Genomic DNA, 17,224 nt, shown 5'->3' with positions numbered 1-17,224 from the left:
ACTCCGGTTCCGTGCTCGCCTATTTTCGACGCGCCTGCGTTTCGACCGCCGGTTGCGGGCGGTTTGTCCGGACCAATCGAGGCAGACGCTGTGCGGACAGGCCGGCGTTCATAAGGCAGTCTCCCCGAGGGACAGGTGAACACCACGGCCGATCGCTGGTGGCGACCCGCAGGCTGGCCGGGCTCGGGTCTCGGGCTGAGTCGGCGCGCTGGGACGGCGGTGGCCCAAGGCGCGGAGTCCGGCGAGCTACCGTGCCCGGGTGAGCTTCTTCCTGGACCGAGTCCTGGCGGCGCTGGAGAGCGGCGGGGACACCGTCCTCTTCCACCACGATGGCCGCGCCACCACCTACAGCAACGCGGCCGAGACGCTCGAGCGCATCCACACCGGGCTCGGCGGGTTCTCCGGGACTATCGCGATCGACGCGCCCAACCGGCCCGAAGTGGTGCTCACCCAGGTGGCCGCGCAGGCGAGGAACCTCGACGTGCTGCTGGTCGCGGCGTCGGCGAGCAGACCGGCGAGGGATTCGGCGCTCGCGAGGACCGGGGCGAAGCTCATCACGGACACCGAACTCGACGAGTTGATCCGGCAGCCACCGTCCACACTCGACGAGCTACCCGAGCGAGTCACCGCGATTTTCCCCACCGGCGGGACCACCGGGGAGCCCAAGCTGATCCGCCACAGCGGCATCTACGACGGCATGGCCCGCATCTTCCGCCCCGACGGCACGCAGACCGTCCTCGTCGCGGCGCCGCTCACGCACATGACGGGGAACGCGGCGGTGCTCGGCGCGTTGCTGTGCGGCAACACCGTGGTGCTGCGCAGGCAGTTCGACGCGGAGGGGCTCCTCGACGACATCCAGACCCACCGGGTCACGGCGCTCTCGCTGACGCCGCCGCGGCTCGCAGCCGTGCTGGACAGCGCTCGGCTCGAAACCACCGACGTCTCCAGCGTCCAGAGCCTCTCCCTCGGAGCCGCGCCGCTGCCGCCGCGGCGGTTGGCGCGGGCGCTGGAGGTGTTCGGCCCCGTCGTCGGGCAGGGGTACGGGCTCACCGAAGCGCCGATGATCGCGAGCATTTCCGCGCAGGAGCTCGAAGGCCGGCCGGAGCGCCTCGGGTCCGTGGGCCGGATCGTCCCGGGCATGGAGGCCAAGATCGAGGACCACGAGGTCCTCGTGCGCGGCCTGTCCATGATGGACGGTTATCTCGGGGAAGGACCCATCCGGGACGCCTGGCTGCGCACCGGCGACCTCGGCCACTTCGACGAAGAAGGCTACCTCTACCTGCACGACCGCAAGGACGACGTGATCATCACCGGCGAACGCGGCACCAAGGTCGCCTCCACCACGGTCGAGAACGCACTGCTCACCCATCCCGGCGTGACCGCGGCCGCCGTTTTCGCCGTGCCCGGGGCGGGCGGCGAGGGTGAGCTGGTGCGCGCGGTGGTCACCACGGCCGGAGCCACCACCGCGGAAGAGCTCAAGGATCATGTCCGCGGGGAACTGGGCGGCGAGCACTTCGTTCCGTCCTCAGTGGACTTCACCGGCCACCTCCCCCTCACTCCGGTTGGCAAAGTGGACAAACGCGCCCTCGGCGAACCCTTCTGGCGCCACGCCGAGAACCGCATCGCATGAAAGGAAGAGCCGGTGTGTGCACCCCCCGTCGGTGCACACACCGGCTCTTCGCCTATTCGTTACCTCACTTGTCGCCGAAGCGGATGGAGACGACCTGCTTGTCGAAGCCGATCTTGCTCAGGTCCGGCACGCTCGCGGTGATGACCATCGACTGGCCGGTGCAGTTCGGGCCCTTCCAGAGCTTCACCGGGCCGCCGCTGAGCTGGATCGAGGACACGAGCGAGGGCTGCGGGTTCGCGACACAACCGGGGCCGGCCACCCCGAACGAACCCTTCGGCTCGGCGAAGTTGATGCCGCTGTCGAGGATCGCGCTGCCGTTGCCCAGGGTCACGCCGCCGGGAGGCGGGGTGGTCGACGACGGCGGGTTGGTGGTCGAGGAAGCCGGCGGGGTGCTCGACGGGGCGGGCGCGCCGCCCTTCGGCAGGACCTTGCCGCCGTTCGGCGACACGGCGAACCAGGTGCCGCCGACGCCTTCACCGTTGATGTCGCCCGGGTTCTTGTCGCCGCTGAAGCGGTAGAGCGGCCAGCCGTTCAGGGTCACCTGGCGCGAGCCGTCGGCGCGGGTGACGACGCCGATCTTGGCGGCCGGCACACCGTTGACGAAGATGCGCGTTCCCGGCTTCACGAGCAGTGGCGGCCACTTCACCGCGCAGTCACCGTTGCAGTTGGACGTCGGCGGCTTCGGCTTGTCGTTGTCGAAGCGGTAGATCGTCATGCCGGCCCCGTCGTGGACGATCGGGTTGAGGCCGCCGGCCGAACCGCGGGTGAGCTGGATCCACTTCATCGCGGCGTCGTCGGTGCGCGGGCCCTTGTAGTCATCGCCCTGGGTCAGGTCGGCGCCGTTCTCCTTGGCGGTACCGGTCTTGTACTGGACGCCGGTCGTCGGGTCCGTGCCCTCCTTGGACGCCTCCGCCTTGCCACCCTCGGGAGTCACGCCGAACCACGTGCCCTGCACGCCCTGGCCCTTGGTGTCTCCCGGCTGGGCGTCGCCGCTGAAGCGGTAGACGGCCCAGTTGCCGATGGTCACCTGCAGCGAACCGTCCTGGCGCTTGAGGAAGCCGACGTCGTTGCGGTCCACACCGTTGAGGAACACCTTGCCGCCCGGCTTCACCGTGACCGGCGGCCACTTCTTGGCGCAGTCATCGTTGCAGTTGGACGTCGGCGGCTTCGGGCTGTCCTTGTCGAAGCGGTAGAGCAGGAAGCCCTTTCCGTTCAGCACCACCGGGTTCAGGTCGCCCGCCGAGCCGGCGTCGAGCTCCACCCACTGCTCGGCGGCTTCGGTGTCGGACGGGTCGGCGAAGTCGCCGGTGTTCTGCGGCGCGCCGTTCTGCTGGGCAGTACCGGTCAGGAAGTTGACCGAAGAAGCCGCGTCGGCGCCTCCGGCCGGGGCGGCGCTCGGCGTGCCGGCGGTGCTGCCGCCTCCGCACGCGGTCAGGGCCGCCACACCCGTCGCCACGAGGGCGGCGAGCATCGCAACTCGAGTACGCATCATTTCGCGTTTCTCCCTGTGAAAGCCGGCTGCCGGAGCGGCGAGCCTTTGACGACCGGTACACGGGTGTGCTCCCTGTGAGGGTTCACCGAAGATCAGTGACGCCGGTCACAACCAGGAACTGCTTGCTGAGCACCGCGGAGCAATGCCCGATCGTGCCGTCCACGTTGGACGGACCGGCAGCCGCCGCACGCAAAAGGGCGCTGCCCGTTCGTACGGTCCACACCGGACGAACGGGCAGCGCCCCGGGGGGCCTACAGCGAGGCCGACACGAACTGGTGCCCGTCGGTGTTCTCCACGACCACCGAGGCCACGTTGCCCGGGTCGACCAGGGCCGAACCGTCGAGGTTCACGCCGTCGACCGCGGCCTTGTCCGACACCAGCCAGTTGCCGGCGATCTCGCGGCTGCCGTCCTTGCCGACCACCACGAGCCGGCACTTCTCGCCCGCCGGCACGCCGGTGACCGACGCGTTCAGCCGGATCCAGCCGACCGCGGGCGTGACGCCCACGGTGAGGTGCGCCCCCGAGGCGGACTCCGCCGTCACGAAGCGGGTCCCGGGTGCCACCGTGGCCGGCGCGGACACCGGCGGCGCGGCGACGGCCGTGCCGGGCTCACCACCGCCCGACTTCCCGACGAGCACGCCCGCACCCAGCGCCGCCGCGGCGACCACGACGGCCGCCGACGCGGCGAGAATCCGGCCTCGCCCCCGCGCCCCCGCCGATTCCGCCCGGACCTGCCGCAGGGTGCGCTGCAGCAGCAGGTCCGCGTCGTCCGGCGGCCCGTCGAGCAGCGCTTCGGGGGGCAACGCCCCGAGGAACTCCTGCATCTCACGCAATGACTCCACCTCCTCCCGGCACTCCGCGCAGGTCGTCAGGTGCTGTTCGACGTCCCGCTGGTCGGCTGTGCCCGCCTCACCGGCCACGTAGGCCTCGAGGTCGAACCGGTGGCTGTGCGAAGTGCTCATCAAACTGCCCCCACTCCGAGTCGCTGCGCCCGGAACTGCTCACGCAAAGCCCGCAGCCCGTAGTACGAGCGCGACTTCACCGTGCCCGGGGGAATCCCCAGTCTTTCCGCCGTCTCCCCGACCGTTCTGCCGTGCAGGTACACGTGTTCCAGCACCTCGCGGTGCTCCGCGGACAGGTCGTCGAGCGCGGCCAGCACGACCATCGAGTTCACTACCTGGTCCGAGTGGTCGCGCGCCACCGGCACCGTGGTCGGCGACTCGGCCACTTCCGTCGGGCGCGCGGCCCGCGCCCGGACCTTGTCCGTGACGAGGTTGCGCACGACGGTCAGCAACCAGCCGCGCACCGAGCCCTTGCCGTTGACCAGGCTGTCGGGGTGCCGCCACGCTCGCACCAGCGCCTCCTGCACGACGTCCTCCGCCGCCGCCCGATCACCGAGCAGCCTCGTGGCGTACGCCAGCATCGCCTTGCCGTGCTCCTCGAACAGCGAGCGCACGAGCGCCTCGTCGGCGACCTGCTGGCGATGACGGGTCCTCAACCCGGCCATCCGCTACCACCCTCCCGAGTCCCGCGGGTGCGGGATCTCCTCACCTCCACGAGGGGCACACGGATGGCGAGCGGGAGTCAGTTCAGTGGATACCGAACCGTGACCAACGCCACAGTGGGAGACGCGGTCAGGCGGTGCAGCGCCTCCCGCCGTTCACGCACTCGACGACCTGGTCCATCAGCGAGTCGGGCATCACGTCGATGAAATCGGCGTGGTCGGAGACGGGGTTGTTGAGCTCTTCGGGGAACGAGTCGATCGCGTACTCCGCGCCCGCCGGGACCGCGTACGAGATCTCCAGGTGCAGGCGCGGCACGGCGAACGTGCCGGCCTGGCACGCGCCGTTCGGCGCCGGGAAGACCAGGTGCGACTTGTGGTTGGCGCTGTCGGTGGTCCGCCCGTTCCAGCAGCTCGGGAAGTCGAACAGCCGCACGACCTGCTGGCCGGCGGGGCAACGCGGGTACTGGCGCCCCACGTGGTCGCGCGAGCCCGAGCACGTCCACTGCACGTGGTCGGTGGCCACGCCGCCCTGGGTGTAGCCGTGCGGGTTGCCCGTATTGGCGCGTAGGAAGCGGGGCATCGGCACGACGTTGGTGACCGGGCTGCCCTGGTACTCGATGAGGACCGAGTCCGGCACGAGGATCCGGCCGAACACGGTCTGGTGCGCGTCGCCGCGCGGGAGGCGCAGCACGGGCCAGTAGTAGGTCGACTTGTCGCCGGCCTGGCACGTCGTGGCGGCCGCGGCGAGGCTGTCGTCGGTGGAGAACGCGGTGGTGGAGACGTTGCCGACGTAGTCGTGCAAGTGGTGCGCGCCGCCCGCGACGCCGGGGCTGATCACGACGTTGTCGGAGTTGTGCTGCCCCCGTTCGTCGCGCCCGCAGTCGATGCGCCACGTGCCGGCGGACCCGCCCGGCTGCGCGGCGGGCGGGGGCGGGGCCACCGGGAACGACGAGACGTCGGCGAAGTACGCCGGGGAGACGGTGTGCTCCTCCTCGTGCGCACCCGCCGTCAGCGTGTTGTAGCCGAACACGCTGGCCGGCACCGCGATGAGCACGAGGACGATCGTGACGACGATCCAGCCGGGCGACCAGCGTCGCAGCGCTTGCGAACCCACGTGGATCATTTTCACACCGCCGTGATCACGGCTCACGCCGGGCCGGTCAGTCCTGCACCACCACCTTGGTCAGCAGGACGCGTTCGCGGTGGTGCTCCTCGTGCAGATCGCGCCGCCGCGCGTGCAGCAACTGTGCGAGCGTGACGACGCCGAGAACCTTCTCCGGGTCGTCGCGCTCGACGACCCTGGCGCGCGTGACGTGGCCGAGCGCGAGCTTGTTCGCGACCTCGCGCAGCGTTTCGTCGGGGAAGGCGGTGACGCGTGCGGGCTCGGCCGGCCCGGGAGTCATCACTTCGTGGACGAAGAACGTCTCCAGCGGGTCGGTGGTGTACTCGCGCGTGAGGTGCAGGCGGCGGCGCGCGATCTTCTCCGTGAGCACCGACCGCTTGAGCAGCAGCACCGACAACGCGTACGCCGACACCGACGCGACGACCAGCGGCAGCAGGTAGCTCCACGCGTGCGTCAGTTCCAGCGTGAAGACGATGCCGGTGAGGGGCGAACGCATGACGCCCCCGACCACCGCGGCGAGCCCGCACGTCGCCCAGAACCCGGGCGCGATGTGCGGCAACAGGCCACCTTCGGCGGCACCCAGCGCGGCGCCGATCATGAACACCGGCGCGAGCACCCCGCCGGAAGTACCGGAGCCTAGAGACAGCGCCCAGATCAGCGTTTTGACCACGAGGATGCCGACGATCAACTGCGCCGTGGCCTGCCCCGTGAGCAGCTGGTCGATCACGTCGTAACCGACGCCCAGCGCGTGGGGCTCGAGGAGACCGCCGACGCCGATGATCAAGCCGCCGATCGCGGGCCACCACATCCAGTGCACGGGCAGCCGCCCGAACATGTCCTCGGCGAAGTAGACGAGTGCGGTCGCGCCGATGGCGAGCAGGCCGCCGGTGACGCCCGGGATGAGGGCGAGGCCGTCGGCCAGCGGGCCGGTGCTGGGGGCAGCCGGCACGCCGAAGACGGGTCCGGTGCCGAGCAGGAAGCCCCGCAGGACCGTGCTGACCGCGACGGCCGCCGCGACCGGCACGAGGCTGCGCGGGCGCCATTCGAACAGCAGCAGTTCGACCGCGAGCAGGATCGAGGCGAGCGGCGCGTTGAACGTCGCCGCCATGCCGCCCGCGGATCCGGCGACGAGCAGCGTCTTGCGTTCGTCGGCGGAGAGCTTCAGCAGCTGAGCCAGGATCGAGCCGACGGCGCCGCCCGTCATGATGATCGGGCCCTCGGCGCCGAACGGCCCGCCCGTGCCGATGCTGACCGCCGCCGACACCGGCTTCAGCACCGCCACCCGCGGCGCGACGCGGCTTTCGCCGGTGAGGATGGCCTCGATCGCCTCGGGCATGCCGTGGCCGCGGATCTTCTCCGAGCCGTAGCGCGCCATCAGCCCGATGACGAGCCCGCCGACCACGGGCGCGACCACCACGAGCCACCACGGGTGGTGCACCGCGCCCGGCGCCACCAGGTCCGTCGCGATGCGCTGGTAGAAGACGAGGTTCGTGATCAACCCGATGAGCTTGAGCAACGCGAATGCGGCGACGGCGCTCGCCGCCCCCACGAACAGCGCGAACGCGGTGATCAGCAGCATTCGCGGCCGCACGTTGAAGTCGCCGAGGTGGGCGGCCCGCCCCGGCGCCGTCACAGCCGGCCCGGCCCGGCCGCCGAGACGGTGGGCGCGTGCTCGGCCGCCGCGAGCAAGTTCCGTACGGCCGCGCTGGCCTGCGCGCGGTCCTCGGGCGCCAGTTGCGAAAGGAGGTCCCCGAGCGCCTGGTGCCGCCGCGTGAGGACACCCTTCACGACCTCGCGGCCGGCCTTGGTGACCTCGATGGTGACCACTGTGCGGTTGTGCTCGTCCTCGCCCCGCTCGACGTAACCATGCGCCTCGAGCTTGTCGGCCAGCCTCGTCACGGACGACGCGTTCACCCCCATCGCCTCCGCGACCCGCGCGCTGGGCACCCGCCCCAGGCTCTCCAGCACCAACAGCAACCGCACCTGCGGAAACGTCACACCCCTCGGCGCGGCGTGCGCACTGTCCCACGCCACCGCGACGAGCACCCGCGTCAACCGCTCCAGCGCCTCGAGTTCGGCGGTCTCGTCGCTTCTGCCGGTTTCGTGGAGTCCGTCGATTCCGTCGAGCTGGGAGTGTTGCATGGTGCAAAACTTGCTATGGGCAAGGTCTGGTGGTCAAGAGAAGCGTGGGTCGTGTCACTCAACGGGAACTCCAGGTGCACGACCGCCCCGACCCCGGGAATCTCCCTGCTCCGCCCACTCGCCCGAAACCCCACCCGGCGGTAGAGCCCCAGCGCCCGCTGGTTCGCGGCACCGGTCCACAGTTGCAGCCGCCCATACCCGAGCCCCGCCGCGCGCTCCCGCAACGCCCCGAGCACCGCCGTCCCGACGCCTCGCCCCCACCACTCCGGCCGCACGAACACCATCGACACGTGACACAGCCCCGGCTCGACCGGCCCACCCCCGTCGCCCGCCCGGCCCTCCTCGGCCACCACCATCCCGACAACCACCCCACCACTCACCGCGACGAGGACCACCGCCGCCGGATCCGCTAGCTTCTCCCGCACCCGCCCGACCCGCGCCGATCCCGGCGCCTTCCCGCGCGCCACGTTGGCCTCCCGCCAGCACGACATCGCCCCCTCGAGATCAGCCTCAGCGGCAATCCGGACCTCGACCACGCTCACCTCCTCCACAACTCCCGATCAACCGCCGCCGCCCACAACCCAACCGCGCAACGGCCCGTGTACCCAGGCCTCCCCGACCCGCACCGGTTCCTTCTGCCGCCGACACGCCCCTGCACCCCAAAATCCGCCGCCAACAACCCAATCGGGCCACGCACCCAGCCCCCGCCCGCACCCCGAACCGCCGGCCAAGAACCCAACGGAACCCCGCACTCAGCGACCACCCCACACCCCGGATCCCCGCCTTGCACGCGGTCTGGATCACCTTGTCAAGGCACGCTTTCCAGCCTTGACAAGGTGATCCAGACCGTCGTCACAATAAAAATCGGGGTGCCCCCCTCCACCACTCCGGGCGCAAGGTCGCGGCCAGCGCGACGAGCCGCCCGATCCCAACCCGCACCATCCCCAAAAGCCAAACGATCTTCACCTTCAGCGGACCTAGGCAACCCGGCAGTGGACCAGCGGAAAACCAACCACTCCGGCACAACTCCACCCAAGACCACGGCATCCCCTGGATCGAGGCGACGCACACACCCCCAGGGACCAAACTGAAAGAACTTTCCGAGCACATCGATGGGAGCTGACCCGTGAGCGACAACGTCTTCGATGTCCTCGCCGCGATGGCGAACCTGCCCGGCACCGCCGACACCATGCTGGTCGACGAGTACTTCGTGGACAAACCCACCGCGAGCGCACGGATCTTCCGCATCTACCGCGATCTGCCGCTGCACTTCCACCGCGAGTGCGACGAGCACCTCTACGTCCTCAGCGGCCGCGGGACCTTCCACCTCGACGGCGAGGAGTTCGAGGCCCGCCCGGGCCTGCTGCTGCACTTCGAGAAGACCAAGGTGCACGGCTTCCCGCACATCTCCGAGCACCCGCTCGTGGTCCTGTCGGTGGACGTGCCGCGGCGCCGCCCCGACGACGTGGTCTTCGTGGACCCGTCACAGGGCGACGCCGCCGCGTTCATGGCGCGGAATGCGCCGGAGAACCAAGCCTGAACAACGGAATTCACGCCAGGAGCGGGCAGAGGTTCCGCTCCAGCTGCGCCCACCACCCCGTCGGCGACTGACCCTGGTCGACGTCGCGCGCCTGGATGTCCCCGGCGCGCAGCGCGAGGTCGAGACGGTTCTCCCGCCACGCGTACGCCATGAGTTCGTCGTACTGGGGCCGAGGCAGCCAGCCCTGCTCCCGCCCGACCTCGAGCCGCACCAGGTGGAAGACGAGCTGCACGCTGTCCGGGTCGAGCCCCCGCAGCCGCCGCGCGAATCCCAGCGCCGCATCGAAGTTCCCCTCCCGGAACGCCGTGTACGCCAGGAAGAGCGCGGTCGCGGCGAGCACATCGGACCGGTGCACCCCGCCCTCGGCGGCGAGGTGCTCGGCGAGCCGGAAGCTGCGACCCCCGTCGCCGGCCCCGCCGTCGGCCTCCACCGCGTCAGCCAATGCTCGCTGCTGACGCGTGAGGTAGTCGTCCGCCAACCCCGCCCTGCTCTTGTTCACCATTCGGATCCCCTCCCCTTCAGCCGAGTTTTCACCCAGCTGCTCCACTACACAAGATGCTACGGCGCAGCGGCGGATACATCGAATGCCCCAACGCCTTCACCCCTTAGAAGGCTCAGGAGTCACGAAGTGTGCTCAGAGTGTTGCGGTTTGGCCCCTCTGACCGACGTCCATGGGTAAGTTCGGGCAAGATCAACGATGCTGGGGGCAGCATGGCGGAAGAAACGTTCACCCGCGAACAACTGGTCACGCTGCTGGTCAGTTCGGCGCTCGGTGTCCTCTTCGGAGCCGGGTGGTGGTTCGCTGGGGCAACGACGATTCCCGATGCGACAGCCGTCCTCCGTGGACTCGACGTGGCCGTCGTGCTCGCGTTCACGGCGTGGGTGGTCCTCATCGGACGACGGCTGCCCGAACTGCCCGTCGGTGCGGGCGGCGGGCGCAGCCCGTTCAGCCGGCGCTACGGCATCACGGTGGTCGCGATGGTGGCCGCGATCGTCGCGGGCGCGCGAGTCCTCGAAAGCGTGCTGCACAAGCCCGCCGCAGTACCGGCTTGGGTGCTTCTGTGCGTCGGCCTGCACTTCCTCCCGTTCGTCGGGATCTTCGGCTCCCGCCGGTTCCTCCCGCTGGCGCTGGGGCTGACCGCGATCGCGGTCCTCGCCGTCGTGCTCGGTGCGGCAGGCCAGTCGTGGGCGTGGCTCGCGCTCCCGAGTTTCGGCGGTGCCCTCACGCTGTGGGCGGCCGCCGCCGCGGGCCTGCTCAGCGCAGCACGCCCCGCTACCGTGCGGTAGTGACCACCAGGGTGTTCCGCGGCGGCCGCGTCTTCACGGCCGACGCCGCGGGCACGATCGCCTCCGCCGTCGCGGTGTCCGGCGGCCGGATCGCCGCCGTGGGCGGCGACCGCACGGTGGAGCCGTTCCTGCGCGTCGCCGACGAAGTGGTCGACCTCGACGGCGGCCTGTTGCTGCCCGGTTTCGGCGACGCCCACGTGCATCCCGTGACGGGCGGCCTGGAACGGATCCGCTGCGACCTCTCCGGCGCCACGACGGCCGGCGCGTACGCGCGCATCATCGGTGACTACGCCCGCGCGCACGCCGATCGCCAGTGGATCCTCGGCGGCGGCTGGGCGATGGAGGCTTTCCCCGGCGGCCGCCCGCACCGCGCAGCGCTCGACGCCGCGGCCGGCGACCGGCCGGTGCTCCTGCCCAACCGCGATCACCACTCCAGCTGGGTCAGCACCGCCGCGCTCGCGCGAGCCGGGATCGACCGCCACACCCCGGATCCCGCCGACGGCCGCATCGAACGCGACGGGAACGGCGAACCCACCGGCCTCCTGCACGAAGGCGCGGCGGATCTCGTCGCGCGCGTCGCTCCGGCCGACACGCAAGAAGACTTCGACGCGGCCCTCGCGGAAGCCCAGCGTTACCTGCACTCGTGCGGCATCACGAACTGGCAGGACGCGTGGGTCGCCGTGCCCGGCGGCGGTCCGAGCGCGCACGAGGCGTACGTGCGAGCAGACCGGGCCGGCACGCTCACCGCGCGCGTGACCGGCGCGTTGTGGTGGGACCGGTCGTGCCCGCTCGACGGCGTGGCGGACCAGGTCGCGCGCCTCGCCGGGATCCGCGCGGCCACCGACGGCCGGAACTACCGCACACCAGCGGTGAAAGTCATGCAGGACGGCGTGGTCGAGACCTTCACAGCGGCGGTGCTCGAGCCGTACCTCGACCGCCACGGGCACCCCACGGGCGAACGCGGCCTCGGCTTCCTCGACCCCGCGCTGTTGCGCGAAGTCACCCTCGCGCTCGACGCCGCCGGGTTCCAGATCCACTACCACGCGATCGGCGACCGCGGGGTGCGTGACGTCCTCGACGCGCTCCAGGCCGCGGCGGACACGAACGGCACGTCGGGCCGGCGCCACCAGATCGCGCACCTTCAGCTGGTGCACCCCGAGGACGTCCCGCGCTTCCACCACCTCGGCATCACCGCGAACCTGCAGGCGCTGTGGGCCGCACACGAACCGCAGATGGACGAGCTGACTGTGCCGTTCCTCGGCTTGTCGCGCGCGAACCGGCAGTACCCGTTCGGCGACCTGCTGCGCACGGGCGCCGCGCTCGCGATGGGCAGCGACTGGCCGGTGAGCACCGCCGATCCGATGGCGGCGATCCACGTCGCCGTCACCCGCGTCCTGCCCGGCGCGCGCACCCCCGCGCTCGGCCCGGACCAGGCGCTGCCGCTCGCCACGGCGTTGCGCGCGTACACCGCGGGCAGCGCGGCCGTGAACCACCTGGCCGACGTCGCCGGCTCGATCGGCCCCGGCCGGGCGGCCGATCTCGTGGTGCTCGACCGCGACCCGTTCGCGGGCCCGCCGCACGAAATCGGCGACGCGCGCGTGGTGCGGACATACGTGAACGGGACCGAGGTTTACAGCGTCACCCGTTCGGGTGAGGTTGGCGCCAAATGCGACTGAGCGACGGCCGGACGGGTTAGCCGCCCCGCAGCGCAGCCCGCGCTGCCCCGAGGAGAACCCGATGCCCATCCGCGTGCTGATCAGCCACGAGAGCACCGCCATCCCCTGCGAAAGTGCGGTTACCCGACCCTGCACGTCGCCCACCTGGTGACGACGGAAGGACAGTGCATCGGGCGCAAGCTCGTCTGCACGCGGTGCCAGGAGCAGGAGGCCGCGGCGGGCCAGCCGGCCCGCTGATCGCTCAGGCGACTTCGCCGCGCTTGTTCTTGCGCGGGGCGTGCAGCCCCAGCATGTCGAGCAGCAGCGCGCAGTCGTCCGCATCGCGCGCGTTGGACGCCACGGCCAGCGCGGCGCGGCGGCGCACGTGCTCCTGGTGTTCGGTGTCTTCGTCGGTCACGAGGTCGGCTGCGGGGTGCAGCCCGGTGCTGAAGTCGCGCACGCCTGTCCCTCCCCGTCCGTGCTCACGCTTGGAATCCTTGTCCTGCAAGCGTACCCGCCTGCGCGAGGGGAAAACGTCTTGGCGGTCACAGCCAATCACGGCGTTTGAACGTGGCGTAAAGGCCGACCGACAGCAGCATGATGGCCACTGTGGACACCCAGAACCCCGACGTCGCCTGGAATCCCGGGTAAGGCACGTTCTGCCCGTAGAACCCGGTGACCGCCGTGGGCACGGCGATGATCGCGGCCCAGCTGGTCACCTTCTTCATGATCGTGTTGAGCCGGTTGCCCTGCAGGTTGAGCTGTGTTTCACGCACGGTCGCCACCAGGTCCCGCAACGACTCCGTCCACTCCGAAGCGCGCAGCACATGGTCGTAGACGTCGTGAAAATACGGTGTCATCACGTCGTCGACCAGGTTCTGGTCTCGGCGCATCACCGTGTTCACGACCTCGCGCATCGGCAGCACCACGCGACGCAGCGCCGTGAGGCTCTTGCGCAGCCGGAAGGAACGCCGTTGCAGCTCACGCTGGTCGGGCCGGTCGGCGAACACCAGGTCCTCCAGCGCCTCGATCTCCTCGTCGAGCGACTGCACGCTTTCGAAGTGCCCGTCGACGATGTGGTCGAGCAAGCCGTGGAGCAGGAACGGCACCCCGGACTTCGCGAGGTCGGCCTGGGCGTCCCAGCGCCGGACCACCGCGTCCATGTCGAACCGGTTGTCCTTGCGCACGGTCACCAGCGCCTGCTTCGTGATGAACACGGCGAGCTCGGACTTCGTGACGACGCCCGTTTCCGCGTCGAACTGCGCCGAGTACGCGATGAGGAACGAGTGCGTGTCGTAGCGGTCGAACTTGGGCCGCTGGTGCTCCTCGGCGGCGTCTTCGACGGCCAGCGCGTGCAGCCCGAGTTCTTCACCGATCGCGGCGAGGTCGCCCTCGGTGGGCTCGCAGAAGTCGAGCCAGACGGTGGTGGCCGGGTCCTCGAGGTAGTCGGACACCTGCTCGACCGGGAAGTCGCGCTCGACCAGCACGCCGTTGCGGTAGACCCGCGTATGCGCCACGCCCGTGCCACCTTCCGCCGGGTTTTCTCGTTTCGCAGAAAGTACCCGCCGGTGCCCGGTCGCGAATCGTGCCGCCCTTCCGCCGATCGAGTTGTGTGACTGGCGTCACGAACTGGGCTGAGGCACTGTTTACGCGATGCAAACAGCCCGAGGTCCTCGGCACCCGGCCCGCACCGCGCTGATCGGGCTCACCGTCCTGGCGCTGGGCGTGCTGACGGCCGTGAACGCCCGCAGCCTGCCGCTGATCGGCGACGGCACCACGTACGCGGCGGAGTTCACCGAAGCCGCCGGGCTGCAGACCGGAAACGACGTGCGCATCGCCGGAGTGGAGGTCGGGCGCGTGTCGGCCGTGCGCCTCGACGGCGCTCGGGTGCGGGTTTCTTTCAAGGTCAAGGACGCCTGGCTCGGCGACACCACGAGCGCGGCGATCAAGCTGAAGACCGTGCTGGGCCAGAAGTACCTCGCGCTCGACCCGACGGGCTCGGGTTCGCTCGACCCGGACGTGCCGATCCCGAGCTCGCGCACGACGGCGCCCTACGACGTGCTCGCCGCGTTCCGGGACCTGTCCGCGACCGTGGACCACATCGACACCGCGCAGCTCGCGCACGGTTTCGACACGCTGGCTGCCACCTTCGCCCACACCCCGGCCGACGTGCGCTCGGCGCTCAGCGGCTTGTCCCGGCTGTCGGACACGCTCGCCTCGCGCGACGCCCAGCTGACCGCACTGCCGGCCGACACGCGCGTGGTGTCCGCGACCTTGGCCGACCGCGACACCGAAGCCCGGCGCCTGCTCACCGACGGCAACCGCCTGCTCGACGAGGTCGCCCGCCGCGAGTCCGCGATCTCCACCCTCCTCGACGGCTCGCGCCGGCTGGCCACCGAGCTGTCCGGCCTCATCGCGGACAACAACCGCGCCCTGGCGCCGACGCTGGCCTCCGTCGACCAGCTCACGTCCCTGTTGCAGCGCAACCAGGATTCGCTCGCGCGCGGAGTGAACGCGCTCGCGCCGCTGCTGCGGCTCGGTACCGACATCGCCGGCAACGGCCGCTGGATCGACGGCTACCTGTGCGGCCTGGTGCTGCCGTCAGAGGGGCCGGTCAACGAAGCGGGATGTTTTCAGCGTTGAGAGCCTTCCGGTTCGAAAATCCCCGCTGAACCGGAAACGCCAGATCCGCTGCGAAGGGCGCGAATCCGGCGTGCAACCGGGAAAAGCGTCAGGCGCGCTCGGCCGACACTTCGCCCGATGCGGGAGCCGACAACCCCGGCCCGCCCGTGATGCGAACTGTCACCTGGTTGTCGTTGTACGTATAGGCCTCGTACGTGAACTCGACACCCGTCTTTTCGATGTGCTCCATCCACGCGCGGTACTCGTGGCGCTTCCAGCCGGGGAAGTTGAAGAACTCGTCGAAGTGCACGATGCTGCCGGCGCGCAGCCGCGGGCCGACGTGGTCCAGCACGGTTTTCGCGGAGCTGTACAGGTCGCCGTCGACGTGGAGGAAGTCGACGTGGCCCGGATGCTTCTCGAGGAAGCCCGGGAGGCTGTCGCTGAAGAGACCGACCACGAGTTCGGCACCGGGGACGTCCGGGAGGTCCTGGCGGGCGAAGGCGCCGGCGGGCATGCCGTTGAGCCACGCCTCGGGCAGACCTTCGAACGAGTCGAAGCCGTAGACCTCGACACCGCCGCGGGCGGCGGAAATGGTGCGCAGCGTATTGCCCGACGCGACGCCGAACTCGAGCGCCATGCCGCCGGTGGGCGCGAGGGACAGCGCGTATTTCAGCGTTTCGGGCGGACTGCCGAAGTGGCGAGCGCCCACCAGGTTCTCGCGTGCGAAGACATTGCTCTCGAGCGCCGCGTCCTGATCACCGGCGTAGACGATGTCGCGCCGGCTCCGGATTTCGAATTCGACCACCCGATCCATCAGCCGGTCGCCCTGGCGGACGATTTCTTCCCGCAGCTCGTCGCGGATCTGGTTCAGCTGATCGGTATACGGATCGTGCATGCGAGTGGCCACGCGGTGCAGCACCGAGCCGGCCTTTCGCCGGAGGGCGCCACCCAACGTCCTTGCCGTGAACCGCTGTGTCATTCCGGGACGATATACAACAACCGGACACGAATTCCCACCGGCCGGTTTACCGGCGGGTAACGGCAAGCGTCCATTGTGTACAACCGGCGGCTGCGCGTGGCCCGATCGTCACCCGCCGCACGCCCAGGCGCAGGTTACCGGAAACGTCCGGGCCCGATCATGGGACAGTGGCGACCATGACGGCACGGATGTGGTGGGCCTGGCAGACGGTCCGATCGGCGGCCATCGCGTATCGCGGTGGCCGCAGACGCGACCGCAGGTAGCGCGCGTCAGCGCTCCGGCAGGTCCCCGCCGCCCTGTTCGGCGAGGAACCGCTCGAACTGTGAGCCGAGCTCCTCGGCCGTCGGCATGTGCTCCTGCGACTCGGCCAGGAGGCTGTCGCGGCCGGAGGCCTCGACGAACGTGTCGTACTGGCGTTCCAGGGCGCGCACGACGTCGGCGACCTCGTCGGACTCGGACACCTGGCGGTCGATCTCCGCGTCGGCGACCTGGGCTGCCACCCGCAGCTCGCCGTCCGGCAGGTGCAGCCCGGTGGCGCGACCGACGCATTCGAGCACGTGCAGCGCCGCGGCCGGGTAGGACGACTGTGCGAGGTAGTGGGGCACGTGGGCGGCGAAGCCGATCGCGTCGTGGCCCTGTTCGCCGAGGCGGTACTCCAGCAGCGCGGCCACGCTGCCCGGCACCTGCATGCGGTTGGGCAACGGCTGGTGACCACCGGCGACGAGGTCTTCCCGCGTCGCGTGGGCCGTCACGCCCAGCGGGCGCGTGTGCGGCGCACCCATCGGGATGCCGTGGAAGCCGACGGTGAGCCGCACGCCCCAGCGCTCCACCAGCTGCGTCACGGCGGCCACGAAGCGCTCCCACTCGTGGTCGGGTTCGGGCCCGGTCAGCAGCAGGAACGGCGTGCCGTCGGTGTCGTGGAGCAGGCGCACGGCCAGCTCGGGGGCCTCGTAGTCCTCCCAGTGGTCCACGGCGTAGGTCATCGGCGGGCGCCGGGAGCGGTAGTCGATGAGGCGGTCGACGTCGAACCGCGCGATCACCCGGTTCTCGACGTCGCTGGTCAGGTGGTCGGCGACGAGCCTGCCGGTGGACCCCGCGTCCATGAAGCCCTCGAAGAAGTGCAGGAGCACGGCTCCGTGCAGGTCGGGGACGTCCGAGTCCACCTCGTACAGTTCCTCGGGATCGAATCCCACCGGATCCTCCTGCTGCTCGCGTTGTTGCACGGACGTTCCCATGTCCAACGCGGGCCG

17 protein-coding genes are annotated in these 17,224 nt (G+C 70.4%); 5 read left to right on the top strand and 12 right to left on the bottom strand.

The window, feature by feature from the left end; translation table 11 throughout:
• The first annotated feature begins 259 nt into the window (after positions 1-259).
• Positions 260-1,630, top strand: a complete 1,371-nt coding sequence (locus I6J71_RS05285) for a class I adenylate-forming enzyme family protein (RefSeq protein WP_204093686.1) — start codon at positions 260-262, stop codon at positions 1,628-1,630.
• 64 nt (positions 1,631-1,694) lie between these two features.
• Here I6J71_RS05285 and I6J71_RS05280 read toward each other — a convergent pair whose 3' ends face one another.
• From I6J71_RS05280 to I6J71_RS50325, 7 genes are all read right to left on the bottom strand, one after another.
• Positions 1,695-3,119 carry a hypothetical protein gene (locus I6J71_RS05280; protein ID WP_204093685.1) on the bottom strand — a complete coding sequence of 475 codons (1,425 nt, stop codon included), beginning with the start codon at positions 3,117-3,119 and terminating at the stop codon, positions 1,695-1,697.
• Positions 3,120-3,373: 254 nt separating this feature from the next.
• Positions 3,374-4,084 (bottom strand): anti-sigma factor, encoded by a 711-nt coding sequence (locus I6J71_RS05275; protein WP_204093684.1) that lies wholly within the window; start codon positions 4,082-4,084, stop codon positions 3,374-3,376.
• On the bottom strand, positions 4,084-4,629 hold the full coding sequence (locus I6J71_RS05270; RefSeq protein ID WP_204093683.1) for a sigma-70 family RNA polymerase sigma factor: 546 nt from the start codon (positions 4,627-4,629) through the stop codon (positions 4,084-4,086). Before I6J71_RS05270 ends, I6J71_RS05275 begins: the two co-directional genes overlap by 1 nt.
• A gap of 127 nt (positions 4,630-4,756) precedes the next feature.
• Positions 4,757-5,749 (bottom strand): DUF1996 domain-containing protein, encoded by a 993-nt coding sequence (locus tag I6J71_RS05265; RefSeq protein WP_204093682.1) that lies wholly within the window; start codon positions 5,747-5,749, stop codon positions 4,757-4,759.
• Between the two features lie 37 nt (positions 5,750-5,786).
• The gene (locus I6J71_RS05260; protein ID WP_204093681.1) at positions 5,787-7,328 is read right to left on the bottom strand and encodes a chloride channel protein; all 1,542 of its coding nucleotides are present in this window, start codon (positions 7,326-7,328) and stop codon (positions 5,787-5,789) included.
• Positions 7,329-7,378: 50 nt separating this feature from the next.
• On the bottom strand, positions 7,379-7,891 hold the full coding sequence (locus I6J71_RS05255; RefSeq protein WP_204093680.1) for a MarR family winged helix-turn-helix transcriptional regulator: 513 nt from the start codon (positions 7,889-7,891) through the stop codon (positions 7,379-7,381).
• Complete coding sequence (locus I6J71_RS50325; protein ID WP_370542195.1) at positions 7,801-8,382, bottom strand: GNAT family N-acetyltransferase; 582 nt, start codon at positions 8,380-8,382, stop codon at positions 7,801-7,803. Before I6J71_RS50325 ends, I6J71_RS05255 begins: the two co-directional genes overlap by 91 nt.
• A 635-nt stretch (positions 8,383-9,017) precedes the next feature.
• Between I6J71_RS50325 and I6J71_RS05245 the strand changes: the two genes are divergently transcribed.
• Complete coding sequence (locus I6J71_RS05245) at positions 9,018-9,431, top strand: cupin domain-containing protein (protein WP_204093678.1); 414 nt, start codon at positions 9,018-9,020, stop codon at positions 9,429-9,431.
• 10 nt (positions 9,432-9,441) lie between these two features.
• On the opposite strand, the gene I6J71_RS05240 is transcribed toward I6J71_RS05245, so the two are convergent.
• On the bottom strand, positions 9,442-9,933 hold the full coding sequence (locus tag I6J71_RS05240; protein ID WP_204093677.1) for a hypothetical protein: 492 nt from the start codon (positions 9,931-9,933) through the stop codon (positions 9,442-9,444).
• A gap of 209 nt (positions 9,934-10,142) precedes the next feature.
• Here I6J71_RS05240 and I6J71_RS05235 point away from each other — a divergent pair, with 209 nt between their 5' ends.
• Together I6J71_RS05235 and I6J71_RS05230 are read left to right on the top strand one after the other, a co-directional pair.
• Positions 10,143-10,718 (top strand): hypothetical protein, encoded by a 576-nt coding sequence (locus I6J71_RS05235; RefSeq protein ID WP_204093676.1) that lies wholly within the window; start codon positions 10,143-10,145, stop codon positions 10,716-10,718.
• Positions 10,718-12,394 carry an amidohydrolase gene (locus I6J71_RS05230; RefSeq protein WP_204093675.1) on the top strand — a complete coding sequence of 559 codons (1,677 nt, stop codon included), beginning with the start codon at positions 10,718-10,720 and terminating at the stop codon, positions 12,392-12,394. The genes I6J71_RS05235 and I6J71_RS05230 overlap by 1 nt, the downstream gene beginning before the upstream one ends.
• A 241-nt stretch (positions 12,395-12,635) precedes the next feature.
• Here the strand turns inward: I6J71_RS05230 and I6J71_RS05225 are convergent, their stop codons facing one another.
• Entirely contained in the window at positions 12,636-12,833 is a 198-nt protein-coding gene (locus I6J71_RS05225) for a hypothetical protein (protein ID WP_204093674.1), read from the bottom strand.
• Positions 12,834-12,918: 85 nt separating this feature from the next.
• Complete coding sequence (locus I6J71_RS05220; protein WP_204093673.1) at positions 12,919-13,890, bottom strand: magnesium transporter CorA family protein; 972 nt, start codon at positions 13,888-13,890, stop codon at positions 12,919-12,921.
• Between the two features lie 136 nt (positions 13,891-14,026).
• On the opposite strand from I6J71_RS05220, the gene I6J71_RS05215 reads away from it, so the two are divergent.
• Positions 14,027-15,016 (top strand): MCE family protein, encoded by a 990-nt coding sequence (locus tag I6J71_RS05215; protein WP_204093672.1) that lies wholly within the window; start codon positions 14,027-14,029, stop codon positions 15,014-15,016.
• An 88-nt stretch (positions 15,017-15,104) separates the two neighbouring features.
• Here the strand turns inward: I6J71_RS05215 and I6J71_RS05210 are convergent, their stop codons facing one another.
• Both I6J71_RS05210 and I6J71_RS05205 read right to left on the bottom strand, forming a co-directional pair.
• Positions 15,105-16,040, bottom strand: coding sequence for a class I SAM-dependent methyltransferase (locus I6J71_RS05210; protein WP_239154446.1), 936 nt, complete (start codon positions 16,038-16,040; stop codon positions 15,105-15,107).
• A 203-nt stretch (positions 16,041-16,243) separates the two neighbouring features.
• A complete protein-coding gene (locus I6J71_RS05205; protein WP_204093671.1) occupies positions 16,244-17,167 on the bottom strand; it encodes a proteasome assembly chaperone family protein in 924 nt (307 codons plus the stop codon).
• Between the last annotated feature and the right edge of the window lie 57 nt (positions 17,168-17,224).

This window comes from Amycolatopsis sp. FDAARGOS 1241 (assembly GCF_016889705.1).
Taxonomy (GTDB): domain Bacteria; phylum Actinomycetota; class Actinomycetes; order Mycobacteriales; family Pseudonocardiaceae; genus Amycolatopsis.
The sequence above is the reverse complement of the archived record's forward strand: the minus strand, read 5'-3'. Positions and strand labels throughout refer to the sequence as shown.

Excerpts from the sequence above, each read along its gene's own strand:
- I6J71_RS05280 (WP_204093685.1), bottom strand. The coding sequence starts at position 3,119 with ATGCGTACTCGAGTTGCGATGCTCGCCGCCCTCGTGGCGACGGGTGTG.
- I6J71_RS05275 (WP_204093684.1), bottom strand. The coding sequence starts at position 4,084 with ATGAGCACTTCGCACAGCCACCGGTTCGACCTCGAGGCCTACGTGGCC.
- I6J71_RS05270 (WP_204093683.1), bottom strand. The coding sequence starts at position 4,629 with ATGGCCGGGTTGAGGACCCGTCATCGCCAGCAGGTCGCCGACGAGGCG.
- I6J71_RS05265 (WP_204093682.1), bottom strand. The coding sequence starts at position 5,749 with ATGATCCACGTGGGTTCGCAAGCGCTGCGACGCTGGTCGCCCGGCTGG.
- I6J71_RS05260 (WP_204093681.1), bottom strand. The coding sequence starts at position 7,328 with ATGCTGCTGATCACCGCGTTCGCGCTGTTCGTGGGGGCGGCGAGCGCC.
- I6J71_RS05255 (WP_204093680.1), bottom strand. The coding sequence starts at position 7,891 with ATGCAACACTCCCAGCTCGACGGAATCGACGGACTCCACGAAACCGGC.
- I6J71_RS50325 (WP_370542195.1), bottom strand. The coding sequence starts at position 8,382 with ATGTCGTGCTGGCGGGAGGCCAACGTGGCGCGCGGGAAGGCGCCGGGA.
- I6J71_RS05240 (WP_204093677.1), bottom strand. The coding sequence starts at position 9,933 with ATGGTGAACAAGAGCAGGGCGGGGTTGGCGGACGACTACCTCACGCGT.
- I6J71_RS05235 (WP_204093676.1), top strand. The coding sequence starts at position 10,143 with ATGGCGGAAGAAACGTTCACCCGCGAACAACTGGTCACGCTGCTGGTC.
- I6J71_RS05215 (WP_204093672.1), top strand. The coding sequence starts at position 14,027 with ATGCAAACAGCCCGAGGTCCTCGGCACCCGGCCCGCACCGCGCTGATC.